Source organism: Vogesella indigofera, assembly GCF_028548395.1.
Lineage (GTDB): Bacteria > Pseudomonadota > Gammaproteobacteria > Burkholderiales > Chromobacteriaceae > Vogesella > Vogesella indigofera_A.
The window spans coordinates 708,043-729,753 of sequence record NZ_JAQQLA010000003.1 but is presented as its reverse complement, the minus strand read 5'-3'; the positions used below and the strand labels follow the sequence as shown (position 1 = coordinate 729,753).

The 21,711-nt window shown below is 66.2% G+C and carries 21 protein-coding genes; 5 read left to right on the top strand and 16 right to left on the bottom strand.

The annotated features are described in order from the left end of the window. Window positions 1-70: 70 nt before the first annotated feature. The 14 genes from ubiT to PQU89_RS05295 form a co-directional block, all read right to left on the bottom strand. Complete coding sequence (gene ubiT, locus PQU89_RS05360; protein WP_272764952.1) at window positions 71-505, bottom strand: ubiquinone anaerobic biosynthesis accessory factor UbiT; 435 nt, start codon at window positions 503-505, stop codon at window positions 71-73. Further along, complete coding sequence (locus PQU89_RS05355) at window positions 492-1,415, bottom strand: U32 family peptidase (RefSeq protein WP_272764951.1); 924 nt, start codon at window positions 1,413-1,415, stop codon at window positions 492-494. Before PQU89_RS05355 ends, ubiT begins: the two co-directional genes overlap by 14 nt. Window positions 1,416-1,433: 18 nt before the next feature. Continuing rightward, a complete protein-coding gene (ubiU, locus tag PQU89_RS05350; protein ID WP_272757266.1) occupies window positions 1,434-2,441 on the bottom strand; it encodes a ubiquinone anaerobic biosynthesis protein UbiU in 1,008 nt (335 codons plus the stop codon). A 177-nt stretch (window positions 2,442-2,618) separates the two neighbouring features. Next, window positions 2,619-2,930, bottom strand: coding sequence for a pyrimidine/purine nucleoside phosphorylase (gene ppnP / locus PQU89_RS05345; RefSeq protein ID WP_120809766.1), 312 nt, complete (start codon window positions 2,928-2,930; stop codon window positions 2,619-2,621). A gap of 181 nt (window positions 2,931-3,111) precedes the next feature. After that, window positions 3,112-3,960, bottom strand: a complete 849-nt coding sequence (locus PQU89_RS05340) for an SPFH domain-containing protein (protein ID WP_272764950.1) — start codon at window positions 3,958-3,960, stop codon at window positions 3,112-3,114. A gap of 106 nt (window positions 3,961-4,066) precedes the next feature. After that, window positions 4,067-5,179: a 2-methylaconitate cis-trans isomerase PrpF family protein gene (locus tag PQU89_RS05335; protein WP_272764949.1), complete on the bottom strand. Its 1,113-nt coding sequence runs from the start codon at window positions 5,177-5,179 to the stop codon at window positions 4,067-4,069. Continuing rightward, window positions 5,176-6,411: a multifunctional CCA addition/repair protein gene (locus PQU89_RS05330; RefSeq protein ID WP_272764948.1), complete on the bottom strand. Its 1,236-nt coding sequence runs from the start codon at window positions 6,409-6,411 to the stop codon at window positions 5,176-5,178. Before PQU89_RS05330 ends, PQU89_RS05335 begins: the two co-directional genes overlap by 4 nt. Beyond that, window positions 6,408-7,358 (bottom strand): complex I NDUFA9 subunit family protein, encoded by a 951-nt coding sequence (locus PQU89_RS05325; RefSeq protein ID WP_272764947.1) that lies wholly within the window; start codon window positions 7,356-7,358, stop codon window positions 6,408-6,410. The genes PQU89_RS05330 and PQU89_RS05325 overlap by 4 nt, the downstream gene beginning before the upstream one ends. Before the next feature lie 24 nt (window positions 7,359-7,382). Continuing rightward, complete coding sequence (locus PQU89_RS05320) at window positions 7,383-9,221, bottom strand: lytic transglycosylase domain-containing protein (protein WP_272764946.1); 1,839 nt, start codon at window positions 9,219-9,221, stop codon at window positions 7,383-7,385. A 2-nt stretch (window positions 9,222-9,223) separates the two neighbouring features. After that, the gene (locus PQU89_RS05315; RefSeq protein WP_272764945.1) at window positions 9,224-10,678 is read right to left on the bottom strand and encodes a TrkH family potassium uptake protein; all 1,455 of its coding nucleotides are present in this window, start codon (window positions 10,676-10,678) and stop codon (window positions 9,224-9,226) included. Further along, on the bottom strand, window positions 10,672-11,070 hold the full coding sequence (gene gloA2, locus PQU89_RS05310) for an SMU1112c/YaeR family gloxylase I-like metalloprotein (RefSeq protein WP_272764944.1): 399 nt from the start codon (window positions 11,068-11,070) through the stop codon (window positions 10,672-10,674). Before gloA2 ends, PQU89_RS05315 begins: the two co-directional genes overlap by 7 nt. A gap of 1 nt (window position 11,071) precedes the next feature. Beyond that, window positions 11,072-12,442, bottom strand: coding sequence for a Trk system potassium transporter TrkA (gene trkA / locus PQU89_RS05305; RefSeq protein WP_272764943.1), 1,371 nt, complete (start codon window positions 12,440-12,442; stop codon window positions 11,072-11,074). A 392-nt stretch (window positions 12,443-12,834) separates the two neighbouring features. Next, window positions 12,835-13,014: a cbb3-type cytochrome oxidase assembly protein CcoS gene (gene ccoS, locus PQU89_RS05300; RefSeq protein WP_120809774.1), complete on the bottom strand. Its 180-nt coding sequence runs from the start codon at window positions 13,012-13,014 to the stop codon at window positions 12,835-12,837. Continuing rightward, window positions 13,014-15,437 (bottom strand): heavy metal translocating P-type ATPase, encoded by a 2,424-nt coding sequence (locus PQU89_RS05295; protein WP_272764942.1) that lies wholly within the window; start codon window positions 15,435-15,437, stop codon window positions 13,014-13,016. Before PQU89_RS05295 ends, ccoS begins: the two co-directional genes overlap by 1 nt. Window positions 15,438-15,485: 48 nt before the next feature. Between PQU89_RS05295 and PQU89_RS05290 the strand changes: the two genes are divergently transcribed. Further along, complete coding sequence (locus tag PQU89_RS05290) at window positions 15,486-16,478, top strand: NAD(P)H-quinone oxidoreductase (protein ID WP_272764941.1); 993 nt, start codon at window positions 15,486-15,488, stop codon at window positions 16,476-16,478. A 103-nt stretch (window positions 16,479-16,581) separates the two neighbouring features. On the opposite strand, the gene PQU89_RS05285 is transcribed toward PQU89_RS05290, so the two are convergent. After that, window positions 16,582-17,445: a hypothetical protein gene (locus tag PQU89_RS05285; RefSeq protein WP_272764940.1), complete on the bottom strand. Its 864-nt coding sequence runs from the start codon at window positions 17,443-17,445 to the stop codon at window positions 16,582-16,584. 116 nt (window positions 17,446-17,561) lie between these two features. Here PQU89_RS05285 and typA point away from each other — a divergent pair, with 116 nt between their 5' ends. Continuing rightward, window positions 17,562-19,379, top strand: coding sequence for a translational GTPase TypA (typA, locus tag PQU89_RS05280; protein WP_189351884.1), 1,818 nt, complete (start codon window positions 17,562-17,564; stop codon window positions 19,377-19,379). 145 nt (window positions 19,380-19,524) lie between these two features. Here the strand turns inward: typA and fliW are convergent, their stop codons facing one another. Then, complete coding sequence (gene fliW, locus PQU89_RS05275; RefSeq protein ID WP_047965292.1) at window positions 19,525-19,965, bottom strand: flagellar assembly protein FliW; 441 nt, start codon at window positions 19,963-19,965, stop codon at window positions 19,525-19,527. Between the two features lie 98 nt (window positions 19,966-20,063). Between fliW and PQU89_RS05270 the strand changes: the two genes are divergently transcribed. From PQU89_RS05270 to PQU89_RS05260, 3 genes are all read left to right on the top strand, one after another. Continuing rightward, window positions 20,064-20,900, top strand: coding sequence for a ferritin-like domain-containing protein (locus PQU89_RS05270; RefSeq protein ID WP_272764939.1), 837 nt, complete (start codon window positions 20,064-20,066; stop codon window positions 20,898-20,900). A gap of 4 nt (window positions 20,901-20,904) precedes the next feature. Continuing rightward, complete coding sequence (locus PQU89_RS05265) at window positions 20,905-21,120, top strand: hypothetical protein (protein WP_272764938.1); 216 nt, start codon at window positions 20,905-20,907, stop codon at window positions 21,118-21,120. A gap of 157 nt (window positions 21,121-21,277) precedes the next feature. Further along, window positions 21,278-21,697: a hypothetical protein gene (locus PQU89_RS05260; RefSeq protein ID WP_047965295.1), complete on the top strand. Its 420-nt coding sequence runs from the start codon at window positions 21,278-21,280 to the stop codon at window positions 21,695-21,697. Window positions 21,698-21,711: the final 14 nt, after the last annotated feature.

The following is a 21,711-nucleotide window of genomic DNA, read 5'->3' as shown; positions in this document are numbered from 1 at the left end:
AGCACAAAAAGGTTGGCCGCAACGCTGCACGGCGTTGCGGCCAACCTTTTGCCATAGCGGGGTTACAGCGCTAGTGCTGCATGAAGCGGCGCAGCGGCGTGCTGTCCCAGTCGACGCTGTCGAGCAGGTTTTTCACGATCAGCCCCAGCTCGGTGTCGCCCTCGATGCGCAGCCGGCGCGAGAAGAACAGCGTGTCCGGGTCTTCCTCGCGCAGCATCAGCCGCAGGAAGTCGGCCAGATTGGCGGCCAGCCGCAGGTCGGGCGCGTCGCCACTGCTGCCGGTGTGGAAGCGCTCGTCATCGGCGGAAAAGATCAGCGTCAGGCCGGCGTCGCAAATCTCCACCGCGAAGGTCTTGCCGCTGAGCAGGCTCATGTCGGCGGCCAGCACTTGCCGCTTCTGCAGCTGGTTGAGGCTGTGCACCAGCAGCCACGCCGGTGGCGTTGCCGGCAGGCGTTGCAGCCAGCGGCGGCCTAAGGGCGGCAGGGTAAAGTCAGGAACAGGCATGGTGGTCTCCCTGGTAGGCTATGCCGGCCTCGCCGCGCCAGTAGCCGTCGGCCAGCGGCATCGCGGACAGCGACTGCAGGTGCTTCGCGGCGGCAGCCGCGGTGGAAGGCTGGGTCAGCACGTCACGGAACTGCTGCACGATGGCGGCCATGTTGTCGGCCTGCGGACTGAGGCGCAGGATGTCGACGCCGCTGTGCTGCAGTGCCGGGTAGTGCGCCAGCAGCGATTGCCGTGCCGCGGACTGGGTCTGGATGCCGTTGATGGCGAGGAAGGGCTGGCCGTCCTGAGTGTGCATGGTCATGCCTTCCGGATGTTCCAGACACTTGAACTGGCAGTCGTCCTTGTTCAGCCGGTAGTGGCGGGCGGTAAAGCAGCGTGCGGAGTAGGCCAGCGGCAGCCGGCCCCAGGCAAACAGCTCGGTCTGTGGCAGGTCTTCCTCGTCGCCGAGGATGTCGCGCAGCAGGCTGGCGCTGCATTCCAGCGGGCAGACCCAGCGGTAGGCGCCCAGTTGCTGGAACAGGCGCAGGGTGTCGCGGTTGTAGATGTTAAGGTGCGGACCGGCGACGAACGGCAGCTGGCGCTCGTGCAGCAGGCGCACCGCGCCCAGATCGTTGGCCTCCAGCCGCACGGCACCGTGTTCGATCAGCTGGCGCAGGCGTTTGAGGTCGCTTTCGCTCTCCAGCAAGACCTGGCTGGAGAGGATGATCTCCTTGCCGCTGTCGGCAAGATCGTCGGCGAGGGCGATCCAGTCGCGGGTGCGCAATTGCTGGCGCCGCGAACAGACCACTTCGCCCAGATAGATGATGTCCAGCGGCCAGCCGGCCGCTTCGGCGTAAAACTCCATCACCTGGTCGCGATACCAGAAGTACTGCAGCGGCCCGAGCGAGAGCCTCATGGCGGGATGTGACATGACTGAAGCGTCTCCTTGTTATTTCCACGGCCGGTCGTAGGCGCCGAGCGTGACCTGCTGGCCTTCCGACACCTTGGCTAGCGCCTGTTGCCAGGCCGGCTTGACGCTGAAGCGTTGTGCGCTCTGGCCGGCCTGATCCAGTGCTTCGCGCAGCGCGCGGGTGACCTGCGCGACATAGGCCGGGCTGCGCTGGCGGCCTTCGACCTTGATCGCGGCGACGCCGGCGTCCAGCAGCTGCGGCAGCATCGCCAGCACATTGAGGCTGGATGGCTGTTCCAGCACGTAATCGGTGTGGCCCTCCACCTCGAAGCGGCCCTTGCACAGCGTCGGGTAGCCGGCGGTTTCGCTGGCGCCGTAGCGGTCGATCAGGATGTGGTTGAGGCGGGCGTCCATGCCCTGGCCGTTGTCTTCCCAGCGCACGAAGCGCGCCGGCGAACAGACGCCGTGGCTGTTCGGCGATTCGCCGGTAGCGTAGCTGGACAGCAGGCAGCGGCCTTCCACCATCACGCACAGGCTGCCGAAGCCGAACACCTCGATTTCGACGCTGGTATTGGCAATCACGTGGCGCACCTGATCCAGCGTCAGCACCCGCGGCAATACCGCGCGCTGCACGCCGAACAGCGATTGCGCCAGATTGATGGCTTCGTAGTTGGTGGCCGAGCCCTGTACCGACAGGTGCAGGCGCAGCGCCGGGTAGCGTTCGTGCGCGTAGGCGAGCAGCCCCAGGTCGGCGAGGATCACCGCGTCGACGCCCAGCGCGGCGGCCTCGTCGATGGCGGCGCGCCAGCGCAGGCTGTCGCCGCCGCGGGCGTAGGTGTTGATCGCCATCAGCACCTTGCGCTTGCGGTCGCGGGCATAGCGGATGCCCTCGCTGGCACTGCGGTGGTCGAAGTTCAGCCCGGCAAAATTGCGGGCGTTGGTATCATTCTTGAGGCCGAGATAGACCGCGTCCGCGCCATTGTCGATGGCGGCCTTCAGCGCGGGCAGGCTGCCCGCCGGGCAGATCAGTTCGGGAAGACGTTGCATGCTGTGTTTCCGTCAGTCGGGACCGGCGCACAGTAGCAAGCGGCAGGGCGGGCGGCCTTGTCCTGGGTCAAGGGCGACCATCCGGCGGAAGCGGCCACCCCCAATGGCGTAGTCGAGGTTGGCCGCAAAAAAAACAGGGCCACCGAAGTGGCCCCGCTGGTCGTGCCGGCGTACGGCTCAGCCGAAGTGGCAGACGTAGTGCACGGTGTCGCTGACCTCGATCTGGAACGAGCTTTCGCCCGGCACCTTGAACGAGTCGCCGGCCTTGTAGCTGCTGGCGCTGGTTTCGCCGGCGAGGGTGACCTTGCACTCGCCGGCCAGGATTTCCATGATTTCCGGGGCGCCGGTGCTGAACAGCAGCTTGGCCGGCAGGATCACGCCGACGGACTTGCGGCTGCCGTCCGGCATGATGATGCCGTGGCTGACGCACTTGCCGTCAAAATAAACATTGGCTTCTTTTACAACGCTGACGTTGTCGAACTGACTCATGGTTTCTCCGATTCCTTTGTCTGCAGCACGGGTGAATCCCGCTGTTTTGCGCTCTGGCATCATGCCCGCTGCCGCGGTGCAACGTCAATAAGCTTGCCGCATCGTGGCAGCGGCCGAAACGCAAAAAAGCTTGGCCGCAATATTGCGGCCAAGCTTGGTCTGTGATGCGGACGGGGCCGGCTTAATCCAGCGGAATCTGCAGCCCGGCCTGGCTGGCCGGCGCGCGCAGGTCCATCAGCACCAGCTTGCCCTTTTCACTGGCGTATTTCACGGTGTCGAGGCGGTTGGTTTCCAGCAGCAGGTACATGATGTCGTTCTCGCTGATGCCGCTGCCCTTGGCCTGGGCGATGGCCTCGGTCAGGCTGGCGGCCAGCACCGTGCGGGCGCGGGCGAGGCCCTCGGCGCGCAGCTGCTGCGATTCGGCCTCGGCGCGGGCTTCGCCGACGATCAGGATGCGCTTGGCCTCCGCTTCCTGCACCGCCGCCTCGCGCTTGCGCTCGGAGGCGATCACGCTGTTGAACGCGTGCTGCACCTCTTCCGACACCGTCGGCTGGTCGATCAGTACGCTGACGATCTCGTAGCCGTAGGTGCCCATGCGCTCGGCGAGGCTGGCCTGCATCTGCTGCGCCAGCTCGTCGCGGTCCTCGTACATGTTCATCAGCGTCATCGCCGCGGTGGACGAGCGCAGGGTGTTCAGCACCCAGGTCTTGACCTGCTCCTGCGGCGACGCCAGTTGGTAGAAGGCATCGGCGGCGCGCTCCGGAATAACCCGCACCATGATCGCCACCGGCAGGGCGACGAACATATTGTCGCGGGTCTTGACTTCGACCTGCGCCGACAGCTCCTGCACGCGCAGGTCCATCAGGCAGGCGATGCGTTGCACGCCGGGGATGATCCAGTTCAGGCCCGGGGTGAGCACGCGCGCGAACTTGCCGAAGGTCTCGACGATGGCCAGCGTCTGCTGATCGATGACGCGCAGGCCGGCGATGACGATGAGGGTGATGAGGCCGAACAGGATAAGGATGGCCATGGTGGCTCCTGGTGCAGGGGGAAAGCCGCAGTATGCCAGCATGTGATGACAAGGAGCTAATGGGGCGCCGTTGCGGCCAACCTTGGCGCAAGGTTGGCCGCAATAGTCAGTACTGGCTCGGCAGGAACAGGCTGCCCTGCAGCAGCGGCCGCGCGGTGCGCGTCATCACCACCTCGTCGATGTGCCAGCCGGCGGCGCCCGGCGACAGTCGTGCCTCCAGCTGCTGCTGGCCGCTGGCATGGCCGAAGCGCAGCGCCGCGCCGCGCACCACGCCGCCGCAGGCTTCGGCCACCAGCGTGCCGTCGATCGCGGCCGCCGCCGCCAGCGCGATGGCGCCGGTGCCGGTATAGGCGTGGTGCAGCCGGCCCATCGACAGGATGCGCGCGGTCAGTGCCACGCCGGGTTCCGTGCCGGGCGACACAAAGCTCACCTTCGGCGTCGCCGGCCGCTCGCGGCTGGCGCTGTCGATGTCTGCACAGAGGCCCATCGCCACCGCGCCGGCGGCGCGCGCCCACTCCAGCCGCCCGTTGATCGCGGTATCGGCAATGTCGCCGCGCTCGTCACCGGCGAGGCCGACATCGGCGGCGCGCACGAACACGGTCGGGTTGCCGGCGTCGATCAGCGTGGCGGCCAGGGTGCTGCCGTCCGGCAGGCTCAGCTGGTCACAGACGCGGCCGGTGGGGAACAGCCGGCCGCTGGCACCGCCGGCGGGGTCGAGAAAACGCAGCGTCAGCGGCGCGCCGGGAAAGGTGACGCCGTCGATGCGGTAGTCGCCTTCCCATTGTGGCTGGCCGTCGCGCATGGTCAGCTCGGCGATGATGGTCTTGCCGATATTGGCCTGCCAGATGCGCACGCTGACGGCGCCGTCGCGCGGCGCGTGCGCCACCATGCCCTGCAGCAGCGCGAACAGCGGCACCGCCGCGCTGAGGTTGCCGCAGTTGCCTGACCAGTCGATCAGCGGCTCGGCTATCGACACGTGGCCGAACAGGTAGTCGATGTCGTGGTCGTCACGCTGCGACGGCCGCAGCAGTACCACCTTGCTGGTGGTGGAGATGCCGGTGCCGAGGCCGTCGATCTGCTTGCCGTAGGGGTCGGGGCTGCCCAGCACGCGCAGCAGTAGTGCGTCGCGCGCCGCGCCGGCCGGCGGCAGGTCGTCGTGGCGGAAAAACAGGCCCTTGCTGGTGCCGCCGCGCAGCAGCGTGACATCGAGCGTGCTCACGGCTGGCTTGCGGCGGGGAACAGCTGCCGGCGGCAAGCGGCGATGGCGGCGACGCGGGCGCGGTCCACCGCCTGCGGGATGTCGCGCTTGTCGGCGCAGTCGCGGGCGACGGCGCCGGCATCGACCGACTGCGCCGCGGCCAGCAGTTGCCGCAGCCACTCGGCCTGCGGGTAGTCGCAGGTCTCGAAGTGCAGGCGGCCGCGGGCATCGGCGACGCACGTGTCCAGCAGTTGCAGGAAGCGCTCCGGCCGCCGCAGCGCATCGCAGTCGCGCAGCAGGCGCAGCACGGTATCGGCGCGCAGTTCGGCGGCGCGGTGGATCTTGGTGTGGTAGAGGGTGGCCAGTCGTGCCAGATCGCGGCAGTCGGCCGGTACCCGCAGCCGCTCGCACAGCGCCAGCAGCGGCCGCTCGCCGCGCGCCTCGTGACCGATGTGGCGCGGCAGGATCTCCGCCGGCGTGCGCGCCTTGCCCAGGTCGTGCATCAGCGCGGCAAAGCGCACCGTCAAAGGTTGGCCGCAGGCGGCGGCGTAATCCAGCACGCGCATCACGTGGTCGCCGGTGTCGATTTCCGGGTGGTAGTCGGCGCGTTGCGGCACGCCGAACAGCGCGTCCAGCTCCGGCAGCAGTCGCGCCAGCGCGCCGCAGTCGCGCAGTACCTGCAGCATGCGCGAAGGTTTGGCCGTCATCAGCCCCTTGGCCAGCTCCTGCCAGACCCGCTCCGCCACCAGCGCGTCGGCCTCGCCGGCGGCCACCATGTCACGCATCAGCTGCATGGTCTCCGGCGCCACGGCAAAGTCGAAGCGCGCGGCGAAGCGCGCCAGGCGCAGAATGCGTACCGGGTCTTCGGCAAAGGCCGGGCTGACGTGGCGCAGCAGCCGCGCCTGCAGGTCGGCCTGGCCGCCGTAGGGGTCGGTCAGCGCGCCGTGCTCGTCCTCGGCGATGGCGTTGATGGTGAGGTCGCGGCGGATCAGGTCTTCCTCCAGCGTCACCTCCGGCGAGGTGTGGAACACGAAGCCGTGGTAGCCGCGCCCGCTCTTGCGTTCGGTGCGCGCCAGCGCGTACTCCTCCTGCGTTTGCGGGTGCAGGAACACCGGGAAATCCTTGCCCACCGGGCGGAAGCCGCGCGCCTGCATCATCTCCGGCGTGGCGCCGACCACCACCCAGTCGCGGTCGGCTACCGGCAGCCCGAGCAGGCGGTCGCGCACGGCACCGCCGACGATGTAGCACTTCATCGGCGGGCGGCCTGTTTGCGGTAGCGGTCGAGCTGACGGTTGAATTCCTGCTCGCCGAGGTAGAGCGGCGCCACCGCCTCCAGTGCCGTCGGGCTGAAGCCGAGCAGCGCCGGGAACGGCTGCTGGCTGACATTATCGACCCGCAGCGAGCGCACGTTGTCGCGGCTCAGCGGCGGCTTGCCGGGCAGCAGCTCCATCAGCGTCGCCTGCAGCATGGCGAGGCTTTCCGGCAGCGCGATCAGCGTGCGCGGATGGCCGGCAAGGTTGGCCGCATAGGCCACCAGCTGGCGCAGGGTGTAGGTCTTGGGGCCGGTCAGCTCCAGCGTCTGGCCGATGCTGGCATCCTGCTCCAGGCAGACGCGCACCGCGCGGGCGACGTCCTCGACCCATACCGGCGCGAAGCGGGTGTCGGCGCCGGCCAGCGGGATGACCGGCGCGACGGCGGCTAGGCGGGCAAATAGGGTCAGGAAGCTGTCGCCGGCGCCGAAAATCACCGACGGGCGCAGGATGGTGACGTCCAGATCGCTGTCGCGCAGCAGGCGCTCGGCCTTGCCCTTGGTCTGCTGGTAGTCGCTGGGCGCGGTTTCGCCGGCGCCCAGTGCGCTGATGTGGACGACGCGGCGGATGCCCTGGCTCTTGCAGGCGGCGATGATCTTGCCAACCAGCTGCACGTGCGCCTTTTCGAAGTCGTTGCGCGAGCCGTGCAGGATGCCGACCATGCTGACCACCGCGTCGTGGCCGGCGAGAAACTGTTCCAGCTGGCCCGCGTCGTGGACGTTGGTTTCGACGAGGTCTGCGCTCGGCAGGTGCAGCAGCAGGCCCTTGTGCCGCTCACGGCGGCGGGTGGCGATGCTCAGTTGCGCCCCGTAGCGGGTCAGCTCTTCGGCAATGTAGCTGCCGACAAAGCCGGCGCCACCGATCACGGCGATTCTGTTGAATTGGTGCATATTGTCTCCCTGTCGGAATGCCGGTCAGCGTGCCGGGATGGTGCCCAGTCGCGATTTCAGCGTGTTGCCGGGCTGGCGGAACGCGCCGGCGTAATAGACCGCATTGGCCATCACCTTCTGAACATAGTCGCGGGTTTCGCTAAACGGAATGGTTTCCGCGTAAATGGCGCCTTCAAGCGGCATCGCCGCCTGCCAGCCGCGGGCACGGCCGGGGCCGGCGTTATAGGCGGCGGTGGCCAGTACCGGGTGGCTGGACAGGTTGTCCAGCACGTGGCGCAGGTACCAGGTGCCGAGGCGGATGTTGGTGTCCACGTCGTTGACCTGGTAGCTCGGCAGCCCCATCTTGCCGGCCACCCATTTTGCGGTCGACGGCATCAGCTGCATCAGGCCGCTGGCGCCGACGCCGGAACGGGCGACGTTGAGGAAGCGGCTTTCCTGGCGGATCAGGCCGTAAACCCAGGCTTCGTCGATCTCCAGCTGGCTGGCGTAGCGGCGGGTGGTGTCGCGGTAAGGGGTCAGGAAGCGCAGGCTGAAATCGTGGGTGCGCACGGTGCGCTCGGCGGCGTAGATCGCCATGTCGTAGAGGTTGCGCTCCAGTGCGATCTCGGCGGCGGCCAGCAGCTGCTCGTCGTTGCGGCCGCGCAGCGCCCAGCGCCACACGCGGCGGCCGTCTTCGCGCCACTCCGGCTTGTTGCTGCGTAGCGCCAGCTCGAACAGCGCCAGTGCGTGCTGGATGTCGGGGTCGGCCAGCAGCTGGCGCTGCAGTGCCAGCGGGGTCGGGCTGCGGCTGAGCGGGGCTTCCAGCGTGGTGCCCAGTTCTTCCTTGGCCAGCAGGCCGTAGTAGTTGTGCTCGAAGCTGATCTTGATCAGTAGCGGCGTGGCCTCGTTGCCGCGGCCCAGCGCCTGCAGGCTGCGCGCGCGCCAGTACTGCCAGGCGCCCTTGCCGGCCAGTTCTTCTGGCAGGCGGCGGCTCAGCTGCTCCAGCCGGCCCCAGTCCTGCTGGCGCAGCGCGGCGCGCAGCCACCATTCCCACTGTTCGCCGGTCAGCTGCTGCGGGTCGGCGCGCTCGAAAGCATCCAGCGCCTGCGGCATGTCCAGTCGCTGCGCGCTGCGCAGTGCCAGCTGGCCGTAGAGGAAGCCGCTTTGCGCCTTGCTGAACATCGCCTCGCTGGCGGCGGCCCGCTCCAGCGCGGCCACCGGGTTGTTCTTGCCGAGGGTCAGTAGTTGCTGCACCAGTTGTTCGGCACCGCCCGTCGCGAAGAAGCGTTCGCCAAGGTTGGCCGCAGCGGCCAGTCGCCGTGCTACGGTCAAATAGTTGCCGGCCAGCAGCAGGCGCATGCGCGCCTCGGTCTGCGCCGGGGTCAGGATGCCGCGGGCGGCCTGTTCTTCCACCAGCCGCGCGCAGCCGTCGGACAGGCGCACGTTCTGCCACAGGTCCGGCGCGCTGGCCACGGTCTGGCGACGGTTGAGGGTGGCCACGTCGAGCCAGCAGCTGCTGTCGGCGTCGCGCGCTTCGCTGGCCAGTGCTGGCGCCACGCGCAGGATGCCGTCCCAGTCGCCGCGCTTGCCCAGCGACTGTACCCAGTCGTTGAGCAGCCGCTCGCGCAGGAAGGCGTTGCCGCCGTTGCTGATGAAGGCGCGGCTCGGGTTGTCGTCGCCGTTGTCGAGCGCCAGTCGCGCCTGCCAGTAGCCCGGCCACGCGGCGAGCGGGTCGCGCTCGCCGCTGTCGTTGCCGAGGCTGGCCAGCAGGGCGCTGTCGTTGTTGCGGAAGGCTTCGCGCGCGGTCAGCAGCGTGTTGTCGCTGATGGCGTTGGCAAAGCAGGGCAGCAGGGCGAAAGCCAGCAGGGATAAGGAATGTCGCATGGTCATTTTCGCCAGAAAGTAGGGGTAAACAAAATCAGGACGCTGAACACCTCAAGGCGGCCCACCAGCATGGCCAGAGTGCACACCCAGGTTTGGAAATCGCTGAGGCCGGCGTAGTTCCCGGTCGGGCCGATCTGCCCCAGCCCGGGGCCGATGTTGTTGATGCAGGCCAGGCTGGCGGTAAAGGCGGTGATGAAATCCAGCCCGCTGCCGATCAGCACGAAGGTAAACACCACCACGCTCATGAAGTAGACAAAGATGAAACCCAGCACCGAAAAGGCGACCGACTCTGGAATCACGCGGTTGCCGATCTTCAGCGGCAGCACCGCTTTCGGGTGCAGCAGGGTGCTCATCTCGCGGTAGCCCTGTCGCGTCAGGATCAGGGTGCGGATCATCTTGATGCCGCCGCCGGTGGAGCCGGAGCTGACGGTGAGGCAGGACAGGAACAGCATCCATAGTGGCACGAATATCGGCCACTGTGCGTAGTCGGTGCTGGCGTAGCCGGTATCGGTGGCCACCGAGATCAGGTTGAACGACACGTAGCGCAGCGCGGTGGTGAAGGTGTAGATCTGCTGCCACCACAGGTACAGGCTCATCGCCAGGATGCTGCCCAGCAGCAACAGCACCACGTAGCGTGCCTCGATGTCGTGCCAGTAGCTTTTCAGGCTGCGGCGCTGCCAGCTGAGGAAGTGGGTGGCGAAGTTCATCGCCGCCAGGATCATGAACACGCACAGCACCGCCTCGATCTGCCAAGAATCGAAGTGGCTGATGCTGCTGTCCTTGGTGGAGAAGCCGCCCAGCGCCACCGCGGTAAAGGCGTGGCACAGCGCGTCCAGCGGTGCCATACCGGCCAGCAGCAGGCTGGCGTAGCAGGCGAGGGTCAGCGCCGAGTACACATACCACAGGTTCTTCGCGGTCTGGCCGATGCGCGGTGCCAGCTTGTTGTCCTTCATCGGGCCGGGGGTTTCCGCCTTGTACAGCTGCATGCCGCCGATGCCCAGCAGCGGCAGCACCGCCACCGCCAGCACGATGATGCCCATGCCGCCAAGCCAGGTCAGGAAGTGACGCCAGAAGTTGATCGACGGCGGCAGCCGGTCCAGTCCCTGCATGGTGGTGGCGCCGGTGGTGGTCAGCGCCGACATCGACTCGAAAAAGGCATTGGTCACCGACATGCCCGGCAGGTAGAACAGCATAGGCAGGCAGGCGGTGACGGCAAAGGTGACCCACAGCAGCGTCACCAGGATGAAGCCGTCCTTCGGTTTCAGTTCGCGTTCGAAGCGGGCGGTAGCGATCCACAGCAGAAGGCCGGCGATGCCGCTGACGGCCGCGGCGCGGGCAAAGTAGGGCAGCGTACCGTCGTCATAATACCAGGACACCAGCGCCGGAAAGGCGAAGGTGCCGGAAAACAGCATGATCAGCTTGGCGAGGACGTGAATGACGGGCAGGATTTTCAGCATGGCGACGGCATTTCGTACAGCTCCAGCGGCAGGCCATCCGGATCGGCGATAAAGGTGAAGCGACGGCCGGTGTATTCGTCGGTGCGCACCGCTTCACTGGCCACGTTGGCCGCAGCCAGCGTGGCGATGACGTGGTCGAGGTCGGCGACGCGGAAGGCGAGGTGGCGCAGGCCGCAGGCCTCCGGACGGCTGGGGCGGGGTGGTGGCGACGGGAAGCTGAACAGCTCCAGCTGGCTGCCGTCGGGTAGCGCCAGGTTGAGCTTCCACGACTCGCGTTCGGCGCGGTAGTGCTCGCTGATGATGGGCAGGCGCAGGATGTCGTGATAGAAGGCACGGCTCTGCGCGTAGTCGCGGCAGATCAGCGCCACGTGGTGGATGCCTTGCAGCAGCATGTCAGAAGAACCCCATCTTGACCTGCACCAGCTTCTCGATCTGGCGCAGCTGGCGGCGGCGCGACACGAAGATGATCAGGTGGTCTTCACTGCACAGCACCAGGTCGTGGTGCGCCATCAGCACCTGCTGGCCGCGGATCACCGCGCTGAGGGTGCAGCCAGGCGGCATCTTGATGTCTTCCACCTTGCGGCCAACCAGACGCGAGGTGTGCTCGTCGCCGTGAATGATCACCTCGATGGCCTCGGCGGCGCCACGGCGCAACGGGTGCACCGCCACCACGTCGCCGCGGCGCAGGTGCGCCAGTACCGAGCCGATGGTGGACAGGTGCGGCGAAATCACCACATCGATGCGGTTGCCTTCCAGCAGGTCGACATAGCTGCTGCGGTTGACCAGCGCGATGACACGGTGGGCGCCCATGCGCTTGGCCAGCAGCGTGGACATCACGTTGTCCTCGTCGTCGTTGGTCAGCGCGCAGAACACGTCCATCTCGTCGATGTTCTCGTCTTCCAGTAGTGCCTCGTCGGTGGCCTCGCCGTGCAGCACCAGCACCCGGTCCAGGTTTTCCGACAGCCATACCGCGCGTTCGCCGCGCGCCTCGATCAGCTTGACCTCGTAGTCGTCCTGCAGCAGCCGCGCCAGACGGTAGCCGATGTTGCCGCCACCGGCGATCATCACCCGGCGTACCGGCTTCTCGCTGCTGCGCAGCTCGCCGAGCATGCCCGGCACGTCGGCCTTGGCAGCGATGAAGAACACCTCGTCGTTGGCCTCGATCACGGTGTTGCCGTCCGGCACGATCAGCTTGTCGTTGCGGTAGATGGCGCAGATGCGCGAGTCGCTGTCCGGCATGTCGTCGCGGATCTGCTTCAGCGGGCGGCCGACCAGCTTGCCGTCGCTGCCGGCACGGGCCACCACCAGCTGGGCGATGCCGTGGCCGAAGTCCAGTACCTGCAGCGCGCGCGGGTAGGACAGCAGCTGGTACAGATTGTTGGTGACGATCTGCTCCGGGCAGATGGCGTGATCGACCGAGAACTGCTTCAGCACCGCGTGGCGGCCCTCCACGTAATCGCTGGCGCGGATGCGCGCGATACAGGTGGGGATGTTGAACTGGGTGCGGGCCAGCGCACAGGCCAGCAGATTGGTGTCGTCGTTGCGGGTCAGCGCCAGCAGCAGCTCGGCGTCTTCGGCGCCGGCATTGAGCAGCACCGACGGATGGGCGGCATTGCCGAGCACGGTACGGATGTCGAGGCGGTTCTGCAGCAGCTTAAGCAGGTTGGCGTCCTGATCGACTACGGTGACGTCGTTGCCTTCGTTGGTCAGGCTTTCCGCCACGCTGGCGCCAACTTGTCCTCCTCCCAGAATCAGGATTCTCATCCGTGTCGTGTCCTTGCTGGCCGCGATCGCGACGGCGCTGTGTTGGTGGGGTGTGGCGCGGTGACGCCATTGGCATCATCGCGCCGGGCCGGCCATTTTAGCGGCTGCCTGCCGCCTTGTGACGCGGCAGGGTGATTGAAAAACATAATCATCAATTTGGTGACAATTAATTGGCCGAATGGTGGGCCGCTGCGCACAATGGCGACAAGCCGCTGGCCGCCGTGACGCGGCGGCGATCGGGGGTTGTGACCGTGCCGGCTGCGTGCCCTGCAGCGGCGCGGTTTTCGAGGGGGAGCTTGCTCCCCCGTTTTTTTTCACGCCGCGCGGCGGCATGACAGAAAAGCACGACGCCACGCCGAGGCCTCGGCGTGGCGTCATGGGTGAGACGGTGCTCAGCGTGCGGCTGGCGGGGTGCCGGCGTCGTCGCTGGTGTCGTCGTCGTCCATCAGGATGCGGTGCGCCGGGCCTTCCAGATCGTCAAACTGGCCGGAGCGGGTCGACCACCAGAACAGCACGCCGATGAAAAACACCAGCACGATGCTCATCGGTATCAGTAAATACAGGCTTTCCATCATTTATCCCGTTTGATCAGGCGCAGGGCGTTACCCACCACCAGTAAGGAACTGAGCGCCATGCCGAGGCTGGCCAGCCACGGCGTGATCCAGCCGGCGATGGCCAGCGGCAGCGCCAGCAGATTATACAGTGCCGCCCACCACAGGTTCTGGCGGATGATGTGCATGGTGCGCTGCGCCAGCGCCAGCGTCGCCGGCAAGCGCCCCAGTTCGTCGTGGATCAGGATCAGGTCGCCGCTGGCGCGGGCGACATCGGTACCGCCGCCCATCGCCAACGACACGTCGGCGCGCGCCAGCACCGGCGCGTCGTTGACGCCGTCGCCGATCATCAGCACGCGGCGGCCCTGTTGCTGCAGCTGGCTGACGTAGGCCAGCTTGTCTTCCGGCGTGGCCGCGGCACGGGCGTGATCCAGGCCAAGGTTGGCCGCAAGGTGTTCGACTGCAGGGGCGGCGTCGCCGGACAGCAGGTGCAGGGTCAGGCCGCGGCGCTGCAGTTGCTGCACCACGGCGGCGGCCTCGGCGCGCGGCTGGTCGCCGATGGCGAACAGGGCGACGATCTCGTCATCGTGGCCCAGCGCGATGCAGGTCGCCGTCGTCGGCCAGTCGGCCGGGATGATTGGTGCGCGACTGCTGACGAATTCCGGTCGCCCCAGGCGCCAGACGGTGTCCTGCAGGCGGGCGGTGATGCCCTGACCGGGGGTGTTGCCCAGTTCGCTGAGTACCGGCAGCGGCGCTTGGTTGGCGGCCAGCAGCGCCCGCGCGATCGGGTGTTCGGAGCCGGACTCCATCGCCGCCGCCAGTGCCAGCGCGGCGTCGTTGTCGAGCGCGCCGAAGGTCTGTAGTTGCAATAGCTGCATGCGGCCGTGGGTGAGGGTGCCGGTCTTGTCGAACACCACGTCGCTGATCTTGCTCAGCGTTTCCAGTGCATGGCCGCGGGCGGTGAGCACGCCCAACTGCGCCAAGTGGCCGGTGGCGGCGGTGAGTGCCGCCGGTGTTGCCAGCGACAGCGCGCAGGGGCAGGAGATCACCAGTACCGCGACGGTGATCCACAGCGCGCGCGCCGGCTCGTACCAGTACCAGCCGGCAAAGGTGGCCAGCGCCACCAGCAGCAGCGCGGCGACAAACACGCTGGCGAAGCGGTCGGCCAGTAGCGCCAGCCGCGGTTTTTCCGCCAGCGCCTGGTCCAAGAGCCGCACGATGCCGGCCAGGCGGGTGCCCTGGCCGATGCGGTTGACCTCGATCACCAGCGGGCTGGCGCTGTTGACGCTGCCGGCGACCACTTCCTCGCCGCTGCGGCGTGCGACCGGCAGGCTCTCGCCGCTGAGCAGCGATTCGTCGATGCTGGACTGGCCGTCGCGAATGATGCCGTCGGCGGGGATGGTTTCGCCGGGTTTGACCAGCAGCAGGTCGCCCAGCGCAAGGTTGGCCGCAGCCACCTCGCTGCTGTCGCGCGAGGCCGGCCAGTTGTCGAGGCGGTGGGCGAACGCCGGCAGCAGTTTGACCAGCCGTTCGGTGGCCTCGCCAGTCTTGCGCCGCGCCACGCTTTCCAGGTAGCGCCCGCCCAGCAGCAGGAACACGAACATCGACACCGAGTCGAAGTAGATGCCGTGCTCGATGCGGTTGATCAGCGCCCAGAAACTGGCGAAGAAGGCGGTCAGGATGCCGATGGTGACCGGTGTGTCCATGCCGGCGCGGCGTGTCTTCAGGTCGCGCCAGGTGGCGCGGTAGAACGGGATGGCGGAGTAGATCACCACCGGTACGGTCAGCACGAAGCTGGCCCAGTGCAGCAGCCACAGGTATTGCGCCTCGATCTCGCCGTCCGGCGCCATGTACACCGGCACCGCGTACATCATCACCTGCATCATCGACAGCCCGGCGACCCACAGCCGGTTCAGCGCCTGCTTGCGCTCCTTCTGGTGCAGCGCTTCCTGGCGCGAGGCGTCGTAGGGGTGGGCGCGGTAGCCGATGGCGGCGATGGCCTCCAGGATGGCGGACAGCTGCAGCCGGTCGTTGTCCCAGCGCACGCGGGCGCGGTGGGTGGCGTAGTTGATGTCCACCGTCAGCACGCCGGGCAGGCGGCGCAGTTGCTGCTCGTTGAGCCAGACGCAGGCGGCGCAGGTAATGCCTTCCAGCATCAGCGCCGCTTCGCGGACCTGTTCGCTTTCGAGGTGGACAAAGCTTTTCTGCAGTTCGTCGTTGTCGTACAGCTGCATCTGTTGCAGCAGCTCGGCCGGCAGCGCCTCGGCCTGGCGGCCGCCTTCGGTGCGGTGCTGGTAGTAGTCATCCAGCCCGGCATCGATGATGGTCTGCGCCACGGCCTGGCAGCCGGCGCAGCAGGTGTGCTCGTGGAGTTGGCGGTAACGGACGGGATAGTCGGCATCGGCGGGGACGGGAAGCCCGCAGTGGAAACAGGGTGCGCTCATGGCGTGCTATTGTAATGCAAGTGCACATGCTTAGCTTGCGGAGGGTCAATGATGTCTATGCAGGCCGTGATTCAACAGGCCCCGGGCGGGGTGGAAACGCTGGAACTGGCGTTGATCGAAAAACCGCAGCCGCAGCCGGGCCAGCTGCGGGTCAGGGTATTGGCCGCCGGGGTGAACCGCGCGGATCTGGTGCAGCGCGAAGGGCATTATCCGCCGCCGTCGGGCGCGTCGCCGCTGCTGGGGTTGGAGGTGGCCGGCATTGTCGATGCCGTCAACGGCCCGTCGCGCTTTCAGCAGGGTGATGCCGTGTTCGGGCTGGTGGCGGGTGGCGGCTATGCCGAATACGCGCTGCTGGACAGCGCGGTAGCGATTCCGAAGCCGGACTGGCTGAGCTGGGTCGAGGCCGCCAGCCTGCCGGAGGCGTGGATGACGGCGTGGCTGAACCTGGTCGAGCTGGCCGAGCTGCAGGAGGGCGAACGGGCGCTGATTCACGCCGGTGCCAGCGGTGTCGGCGCGGCGGCGATCCAGCTGGCCGGCCTGCTCGGTGCCGAGGTAGTGGCCAGCGCCGGCAGCGAGGAGAAGCGCAGTTACTGCCAGTCGCTGGGCGCGATGCTGACCATCGACAGCCGGCAGCCGGGCTTTGCGGCCAACCTCAAGGCCGCCGGCGGTGTCGACGTGATCCTCGACCCGGTGGGGGCGGCGCTGTTTGCCGACAATCTGGCCAGCCTGCGTGCCGACGGTCGGCTGCTGCTGATCGGGGTGATGGGCGGCAGCAAGGGCGAGATCAATCTGGCGCAGCTACTAATGAAGCGCTTGCGGGTGCAAGGCTCGACCTTGCGCACCCAGCCGCTGGCGCGCCGCGCCCAGCTGGCGCAGGCGCTGGAAACGCAGGTGCTGCCGGCGCTGCAGTCCGGTCGCGCGCACGTGACACTGGACAGCAGCTATCCGCTGGCGGCGGTGGCCGAGGCGCACCAGTATCTGGCCGACAATCGCAATCTCGGCAAGGTGGTGCTGACGCTGTTCCCTGTCACGGCGGCGTAATCTGGCGCCCCTATCATGCAGTGCATCAGCAAATGGTGTTCACTTTCTGCTGAATGGATAGGGGTGGGGGCAATCTTTGGACGGATTGCCCCGTTTTTTTTGCTCAGTCCTGCGCCGGTGCCAGCGCCTCGATCAGCGCCACTTCCTGGGTGTAACTCAGCTGTTGCAGCTGGCGCAGCAGCGCGGCACCATCGACGCCGTGCTTGCGGTCCAGTTCGTCCTGCAACAGCCGGTTTTCCACCGCCAGCCACAGGCCGCGGCAGGACTCGGCGGATTCGAAGGTCACGCCGCGCAACACCTCGGCAATCAGCAGCAATTCCTCGTCGCTGAACTGGCGCGACAGCAGCGCCTGTTCGCGGCGGACGATCTCGGCGTAGCGTTCGCACATCTGCTGGATGCGGGCGTCCAGCGGCGGTTCGGTCGCGTGCTGCTCCAGCGCTTCGGCGTTGAACCAGGCGGCGGCGTCGAGGGTGACGGCTTCGGCGGCCTCCTGCCAGCTGGCGCGCAGCGCGGCGGCGAAGCGGGCGTCGTCGGCAAAGCTCAGCTCGGGCCAGCTCATTGCCGGCGGCTGCTCGTGTTGCAGCAGGGCGTCGTTGGCAAGCAGTTCGCCATCCTCGCTGCAGCGGACTTCTGCGCGCCAGCTGCCGGCTTCGCCGGTGGCGAGGTTGTCGACCAGCACTTCCAGGTAGGGCAGCGCCAGTGGCTGACCCTCGTCGGCGGTGACCAGACGGATGGCAATGTCGAACAGGACGCGTTTTTCCAGGCGCAGCAGCTGCAGCCCCTGGTCGTGGCGCAACAGGCTGTAGTGGTCGCCGTGATCATAGACGGCGATGTCGTGCGGGTTGCGTGCGGCGCGATGCAGGCTGGCGCCCAGTTCCGGGGCCAGCTGGTTGATGTCCAGCGTCTCGCTCGCAAAACGCTGCTGTTTGCCGGCATGGGTGTGCCAAAGCGCATTCCAGTCGTACATTGTGTTGCTCTCCTGATGAAACGCCGCCAGTGTACCGAAATAAAGCCGCCCCAGGCGGTGAACTGCAACCCTGTTTGTGCTATTATTCGCGCGACTTTCTAAAACTACGTATCCCCATGACCCGACAAATTCGTAACATCGCCATTATCGCCCACGTTGACCACGGCAAGACCACGCTGGTTGACCAGCTACTGCGTCAATCCGGTACTTTCCGTGAAAACCAGCAAGTTGACGAACGTGTAATGGACTCCAACGATCTTGAAAAAGAGCGTGGCATTACCATTCTGTCCAAAAACACCGCCGTCGAGTACGAAGGTGTGCACATCAACATCGTTGACACCCCTGGTCACGCCGACTTCGGTGGTGAAGTAGAGCGCGTTCTGGGCATGGTGGATGGCGTACTGCTGCTGGTGGATGCCGTTGAAGGCCCGATGCCGCAAACCCGTTTCGTGACCAAGAAGGCACTGGCCCTGGGCCTGCGTCCTATCGTGGTGATCAACAAGGTAGACCGTCCGGGCGCACGTCCGGACTGGGTGGTGGACCAGACTTTCGACCTGTTCGACAAGCTGGGCGCCAACGACGAACAGATGGACTTTCCGGTGATCTACGCTTCCGGCCTGAACGGCTTTGCCAAGCTGGAACTGGAAGAAGTCTCCGACAACATGCGTCCGCTGTTCGAGACCGTGCTTAAGCACGTGCCGACTCCGGCCGGCGATGCCGACGCTCCGCTGCAGTTCCAGATCTCCGCGCTGGACTACTCGACCTACACCGGTCGCATGGGTATCGGTCGCGTGCTGAACGGCCGCATCAAGCCGGGCCAGCAAGTGGTGGTCATGAACCACGAAGATCAGGTTGCTGCCGGTCGTATCAACCAGGTACTGGGCTATCGCGGCCTGGAGCGTGTACCGGTTGAAAGCGCCGAAGCTGGCGACATCATCATCATCTCCGGTATCGAGGATATCGGTATCGGCGTGACCATCTGCGACAAGGACCAGCCAGTTGGCCTGCCGGTGCTGGGTGTGGACGAGCCGACCCTGACCATGGACTTCATGGTCAACTCCTCGCCACTGGCCGGTACCGAAGGTAAGTTCGTGACTTCGCGCCAGATCCGCGACCGTCTGACCAAAGAGCTGCTGACCAACGTGGCACTGCGTGTTGAAGACACCGAAGACTCCGACGTGTTCCGCGTTTCCGGTCGTGGCGAACTGCACCTGACCATCCTGCTGGAAACCATGCGTCGTGAAGGCTTTGAAATCGCCGTGGCCAAGCCACGTGTGGTGTACAAGGACATCAACGGCGAGAAGTGCGAGCCGTACGAAAACCTGACCATCGACCTGGAAGACAACCACCAGGGCGGCGTGATGGAAGAAATCGGTCGTCGCCGTGGCGAACTGACCAACATGGAATCGGACGGCATGGGCCGTACCCGTCTGGAATACCATATTCCGGCACGTGGCCTGATCGGCTTCCAGTCCGACTTCATGACCATGACCCGCGGCACCGGCCTGATGAGCCACGTGTTTGACGACTACGCACCGGTGAAGCCGGATATGCCAGGCCGTCACAACGGCGTGCTGATCTCGCAGGAAAACGGCGATGCCGTGGCCTACGCACTGTGGAAGCTGGAAGACCGCGGCCGCATGTTCGTGTCGCCAGGCGACAAGCTGTACGAAGGCATGATCATCGGTATCCACAGCCGCGACAACGACCTGGTGGTGAACCCGGTCAAGGGCAAGCAGCTGACCAACGTGCGTGCCTCCGGTACCGACGAAGCCGTGCGCCTGACCACCCCGATCAAGATGACTCTGGAATCGGCCGTGGAATTCATCGACGACGACGAACTGGTGGAAATCACGCCGAAGTCGATCCGTATTCGCAAGCGTTTCCTGAACGAATCCGATCGTCGCCGCATGAACAAGGCTGCCGCCAACTAAATGGCTGGCCGGAACCGGCAACGGTTCCCGGCTGCCAGCAAAACCGCCCGACAGGCCTGGCCTGTCGGGCGGTTTTTTTATGGCAGCGGGCGCAAGGTTGGCCGCAAGCGTTGCGGCCAACCTTGTCCTGCGCCGGCGATCCGGCTCAGCGGTTGTGGAACACGATGTCGCAGGCGAGGCCGGTTTTCTGCAACGCTTTCTGCGTCGCCAGATTGATGATCAGCGGGTTACGGACATTGGCGCGCAGCTGCGACAGCGCCGGATTGGCTTCGTCGCTCGGCAGCTCGCGGTAGATGGTCAGCAGGATGGCGGCGTCTTCCTGGCGGCTCAGCGCCAGCGCCGCGACTTCGTCCTGGCTCAACTCGATCTCGTAGCGGATGCCGAGTTTCTGCGGGTCGGTCACGCTGAACAGCACGTCGGGGTTGTCCAGCGACTGCATCCAGAACACGCTGGGGCTGTTGCTGTCGGCTTCGTGGAACAGCTTGAAGCGGGTGCAGTTCTCGAAGGCGGGCAGGCCGGCCTCGAAAGTGATGATGGTGTTTTCATCGACTTCGACCTGGCCGAGCAGGCTGGAATTGAACAGCATGGTGCGTCTCCTCATGACATCGTGAACCGGCATTATGCAATAGCTGCGGGCGTTGTTGGCTGACAAATGTCAGCCGGCAACAGGTAAAATGCCGCGCCATGACTTCCTCTCTCTATCCTGCCGTCTATCAGGCGCTGTGCAGCAGCGATATCGACGCCAAACCGCGGCTCGCCAGCCAGTGTCATCAGCAGTGGCTGGCCGGACAGCTGCCGCGCGTGGCGGACGCGCTGCCCTTGCCATACCCGCTGCCGGCACCGGGGCGCCCGGCACTGCCGCAGCTGGTACCGCCGTTCGAGGTGCCGCGCCAGGGGCTGGGCAGCGTCGCCGGGCGTGCTGGGCTGATCCACGCCATCGCCCATATCGAATTCAATGCCATCAATCTGGCGCTGGATGCGGTCTGGCGCTTTCGCGACATGCCGGACGCCTTTGTCGAAGACTGGCTGCGGGTGGCGGCGGAAGAGGCGAAGCACTTCAACATGCTGCGCGAGCGGCTGCAGCAGCTGGGTTTCGACTACGGCGATTTTGTCGGCCACAACAGCCTGTGGCAGATGGCGGTGGACACCGACCACGACGTGATGGTGCGCATGGCGCTGGTGCCGCGGGTGCTGGAGGCGCGCGGCCTCGATGCGGTGCCACCGATCCAGAAAAAGCTGGCGGCGCTGGGTGATGCCGCGACGGTGGCCATCCTCGACCAGATCTTCGAGGACGAGATCGGTCACGTGCAGATCGGCAACTACTGGTTCACCACGCTGTGCGACGCGCGCGGCATCGAACCGCTGGCCTGCTTCCGCCAGTTGCTGATCGACTACGAAGTCGATAACCTGCGCGGTGCTTACAATTGGGAGGCGCGCCGGGCGGCGGGCTTCAGTGATTTCGAACTGGCGATGCTGGAAGACTTTGCCGTCACCCGGCGGCGCCTTTCAGCCGGAGCGTAATGCCATGCTGCAACAACTGTTTCGTCACCTGTGCGCACGACGGCCGCTGGCCATCGGCTGCATGATCATCGGCAGCCTGCTGTTCGTGCTGGCTTCTGCGCTGCAACAAGCGGCGGCCGGCAATGTGCCGCTGCTGCTGCTATCCATCGTGCTGATGGTGCTGGGCGTGGCTGGCCAGATGCTGGGCCTGCTGGCGCTGATGCGTAGTGGAAAGCGCTAAAAATGCTACAAAAACAGTAACTTGATGCTGTCACTACGCCGTGTGGCCAGCTTGACGCTGCGCAGGGCGGCGCGCATAATCGCAGCGCAACAAAAAATTCATCAAAAGGCTCCGTCGCGGGGCCTTTTGCTTTGGCTTGACTCCGGGACAATCAAACATGGATGCACAGGCGTTTCTGCTGCAGCTGGAAAGCAACACCCTGCCAGCGGCCGAGTTCAATCATCGCGCGCACCTGCTGGCGGCGTGGTCGTACCGCCAGTTTTATCCGGCACGCGAGGCGGCGGCCCGCTGCGCGCGCGCGTTGTCGCGCTACGCGATGGCACAAGGTGCGGCGGAGAAGTACCACCACACGCTGACCATGGCCAGCCTGACGCTGGTCTACGACCGTCTCGACACCATGCCGGAGTGCCTGGGCAACTGGCAGGATTTTGTTGCGGCCAACCCCGACCTGCTCGACGGCCTGCCGGCGCTGCTGCGGCAGCACTATTCCGAACACAAACTCAACGACGACATCGCGCGCCGGGCTTTTGTCGAGCCCGACCTCGCGCCACTGCCGATGTCCTGTCTGTTGCACTGAACCACTGAAGAAGC

Bases quoted from the DNA above. Each gene is read 5' to 3' on its own strand.
- PQU89_RS05290 (WP_272764941.1), top strand. From the start codon at position 15,486: ATGATGTCTATGCAGGCCGTGATTCAACAGGCCCCGGGCGGGGTGGAA.
- PQU89_RS05325 (WP_272764947.1), bottom strand. From the start codon at position 7,358: ATGCACCAATTCAACAGAATCGCCGTGATCGGTGGCGCCGGCTTTGTC.
- ubiU (WP_272757266.1), bottom strand. From the start codon at position 2,441: ATGCAACGTCTTCCCGAACTGATCTGCCCGGCGGGCAGCCTGCCCGCG.
- PQU89_RS05330 (WP_272764948.1), bottom strand. From the start codon at position 6,411: ATGAAGTGCTACATCGTCGGCGGTGCCGTGCGCGACCGCCTGCTCGGG.
- PQU89_RS05340 (WP_272764950.1), bottom strand. From the start codon at position 3,960: ATGGCCATCCTTATCCTGTTCGGCCTCATCACCCTCATCGTCATCGCC.
- trkA (WP_272764943.1), bottom strand. From the start codon at position 12,442: ATGAGAATCCTGATTCTGGGAGGAGGACAAGTTGGCGCCAGCGTGGCG.
- typA (WP_189351884.1), top strand. From the start codon at position 17,562: ATGACCCGACAAATTCGTAACATCGCCATTATCGCCCACGTTGACCAC.
- ubiT (WP_272764952.1), bottom strand. From the start codon at position 505: ATGCCTGTTCCTGACTTTACCCTGCCGCCCTTAGGCCGCCGCTGGCTG.
- PQU89_RS05285 (WP_272764940.1), bottom strand. From the start codon at position 17,445: ATGTACGACTGGAATGCGCTTTGGCACACCCATGCCGGCAAACAGCAG.
- PQU89_RS05265 (WP_272764938.1), top strand. From the start codon at position 20,905: ATGCTGCAACAACTGTTTCGTCACCTGTGCGCACGACGGCCGCTGGCC.
- PQU89_RS05315 (WP_272764945.1), bottom strand. From the start codon at position 10,678: ATGCTGAAAATCCTGCCCGTCATTCACGTCCTCGCCAAGCTGATCATG.
- ccoS (WP_120809774.1), bottom strand. From the start codon at position 13,014: ATGGAAAGCCTGTATTTACTGATACCGATGAGCATCGTGCTGGTGTTT.
- PQU89_RS05355 (WP_272764951.1), bottom strand. From the start codon at position 1,415: ATGTCACATCCCGCCATGAGGCTCTCGCTCGGGCCGCTGCAGTACTTC.
- fliW (WP_047965292.1), bottom strand. From the start codon at position 19,965: ATGCTGTTCAATTCCAGCCTGCTCGGCCAGGTCGAAGTCGATGAAAAC.
- ppnP (WP_120809766.1), bottom strand. From the start codon at position 2,930: ATGAGTCAGTTCGACAACGTCAGCGTTGTAAAAGAAGCCAATGTTTAT.
- PQU89_RS05295 (WP_272764942.1), bottom strand. From the start codon at position 15,437: ATGAGCGCACCCTGTTTCCACTGCGGGCTTCCCGTCCCCGCCGATGCC.
- gloA2 (WP_272764944.1), bottom strand. From the start codon at position 11,070: ATGCTGCTGCAAGGCATCCACCACGTGGCGCTGATCTGCCGCGACTAC.
- PQU89_RS05260 (WP_047965295.1), top strand. From the start codon at position 21,278: ATGGATGCACAGGCGTTTCTGCTGCAGCTGGAAAGCAACACCCTGCCA.
- PQU89_RS05270 (WP_272764939.1), top strand. From the start codon at position 20,064: ATGACTTCCTCTCTCTATCCTGCCGTCTATCAGGCGCTGTGCAGCAGC.
- PQU89_RS05320 (WP_272764946.1), bottom strand. From the start codon at position 9,221: ATGCGACATTCCTTATCCCTGCTGGCTTTCGCCCTGCTGCCCTGCTTT.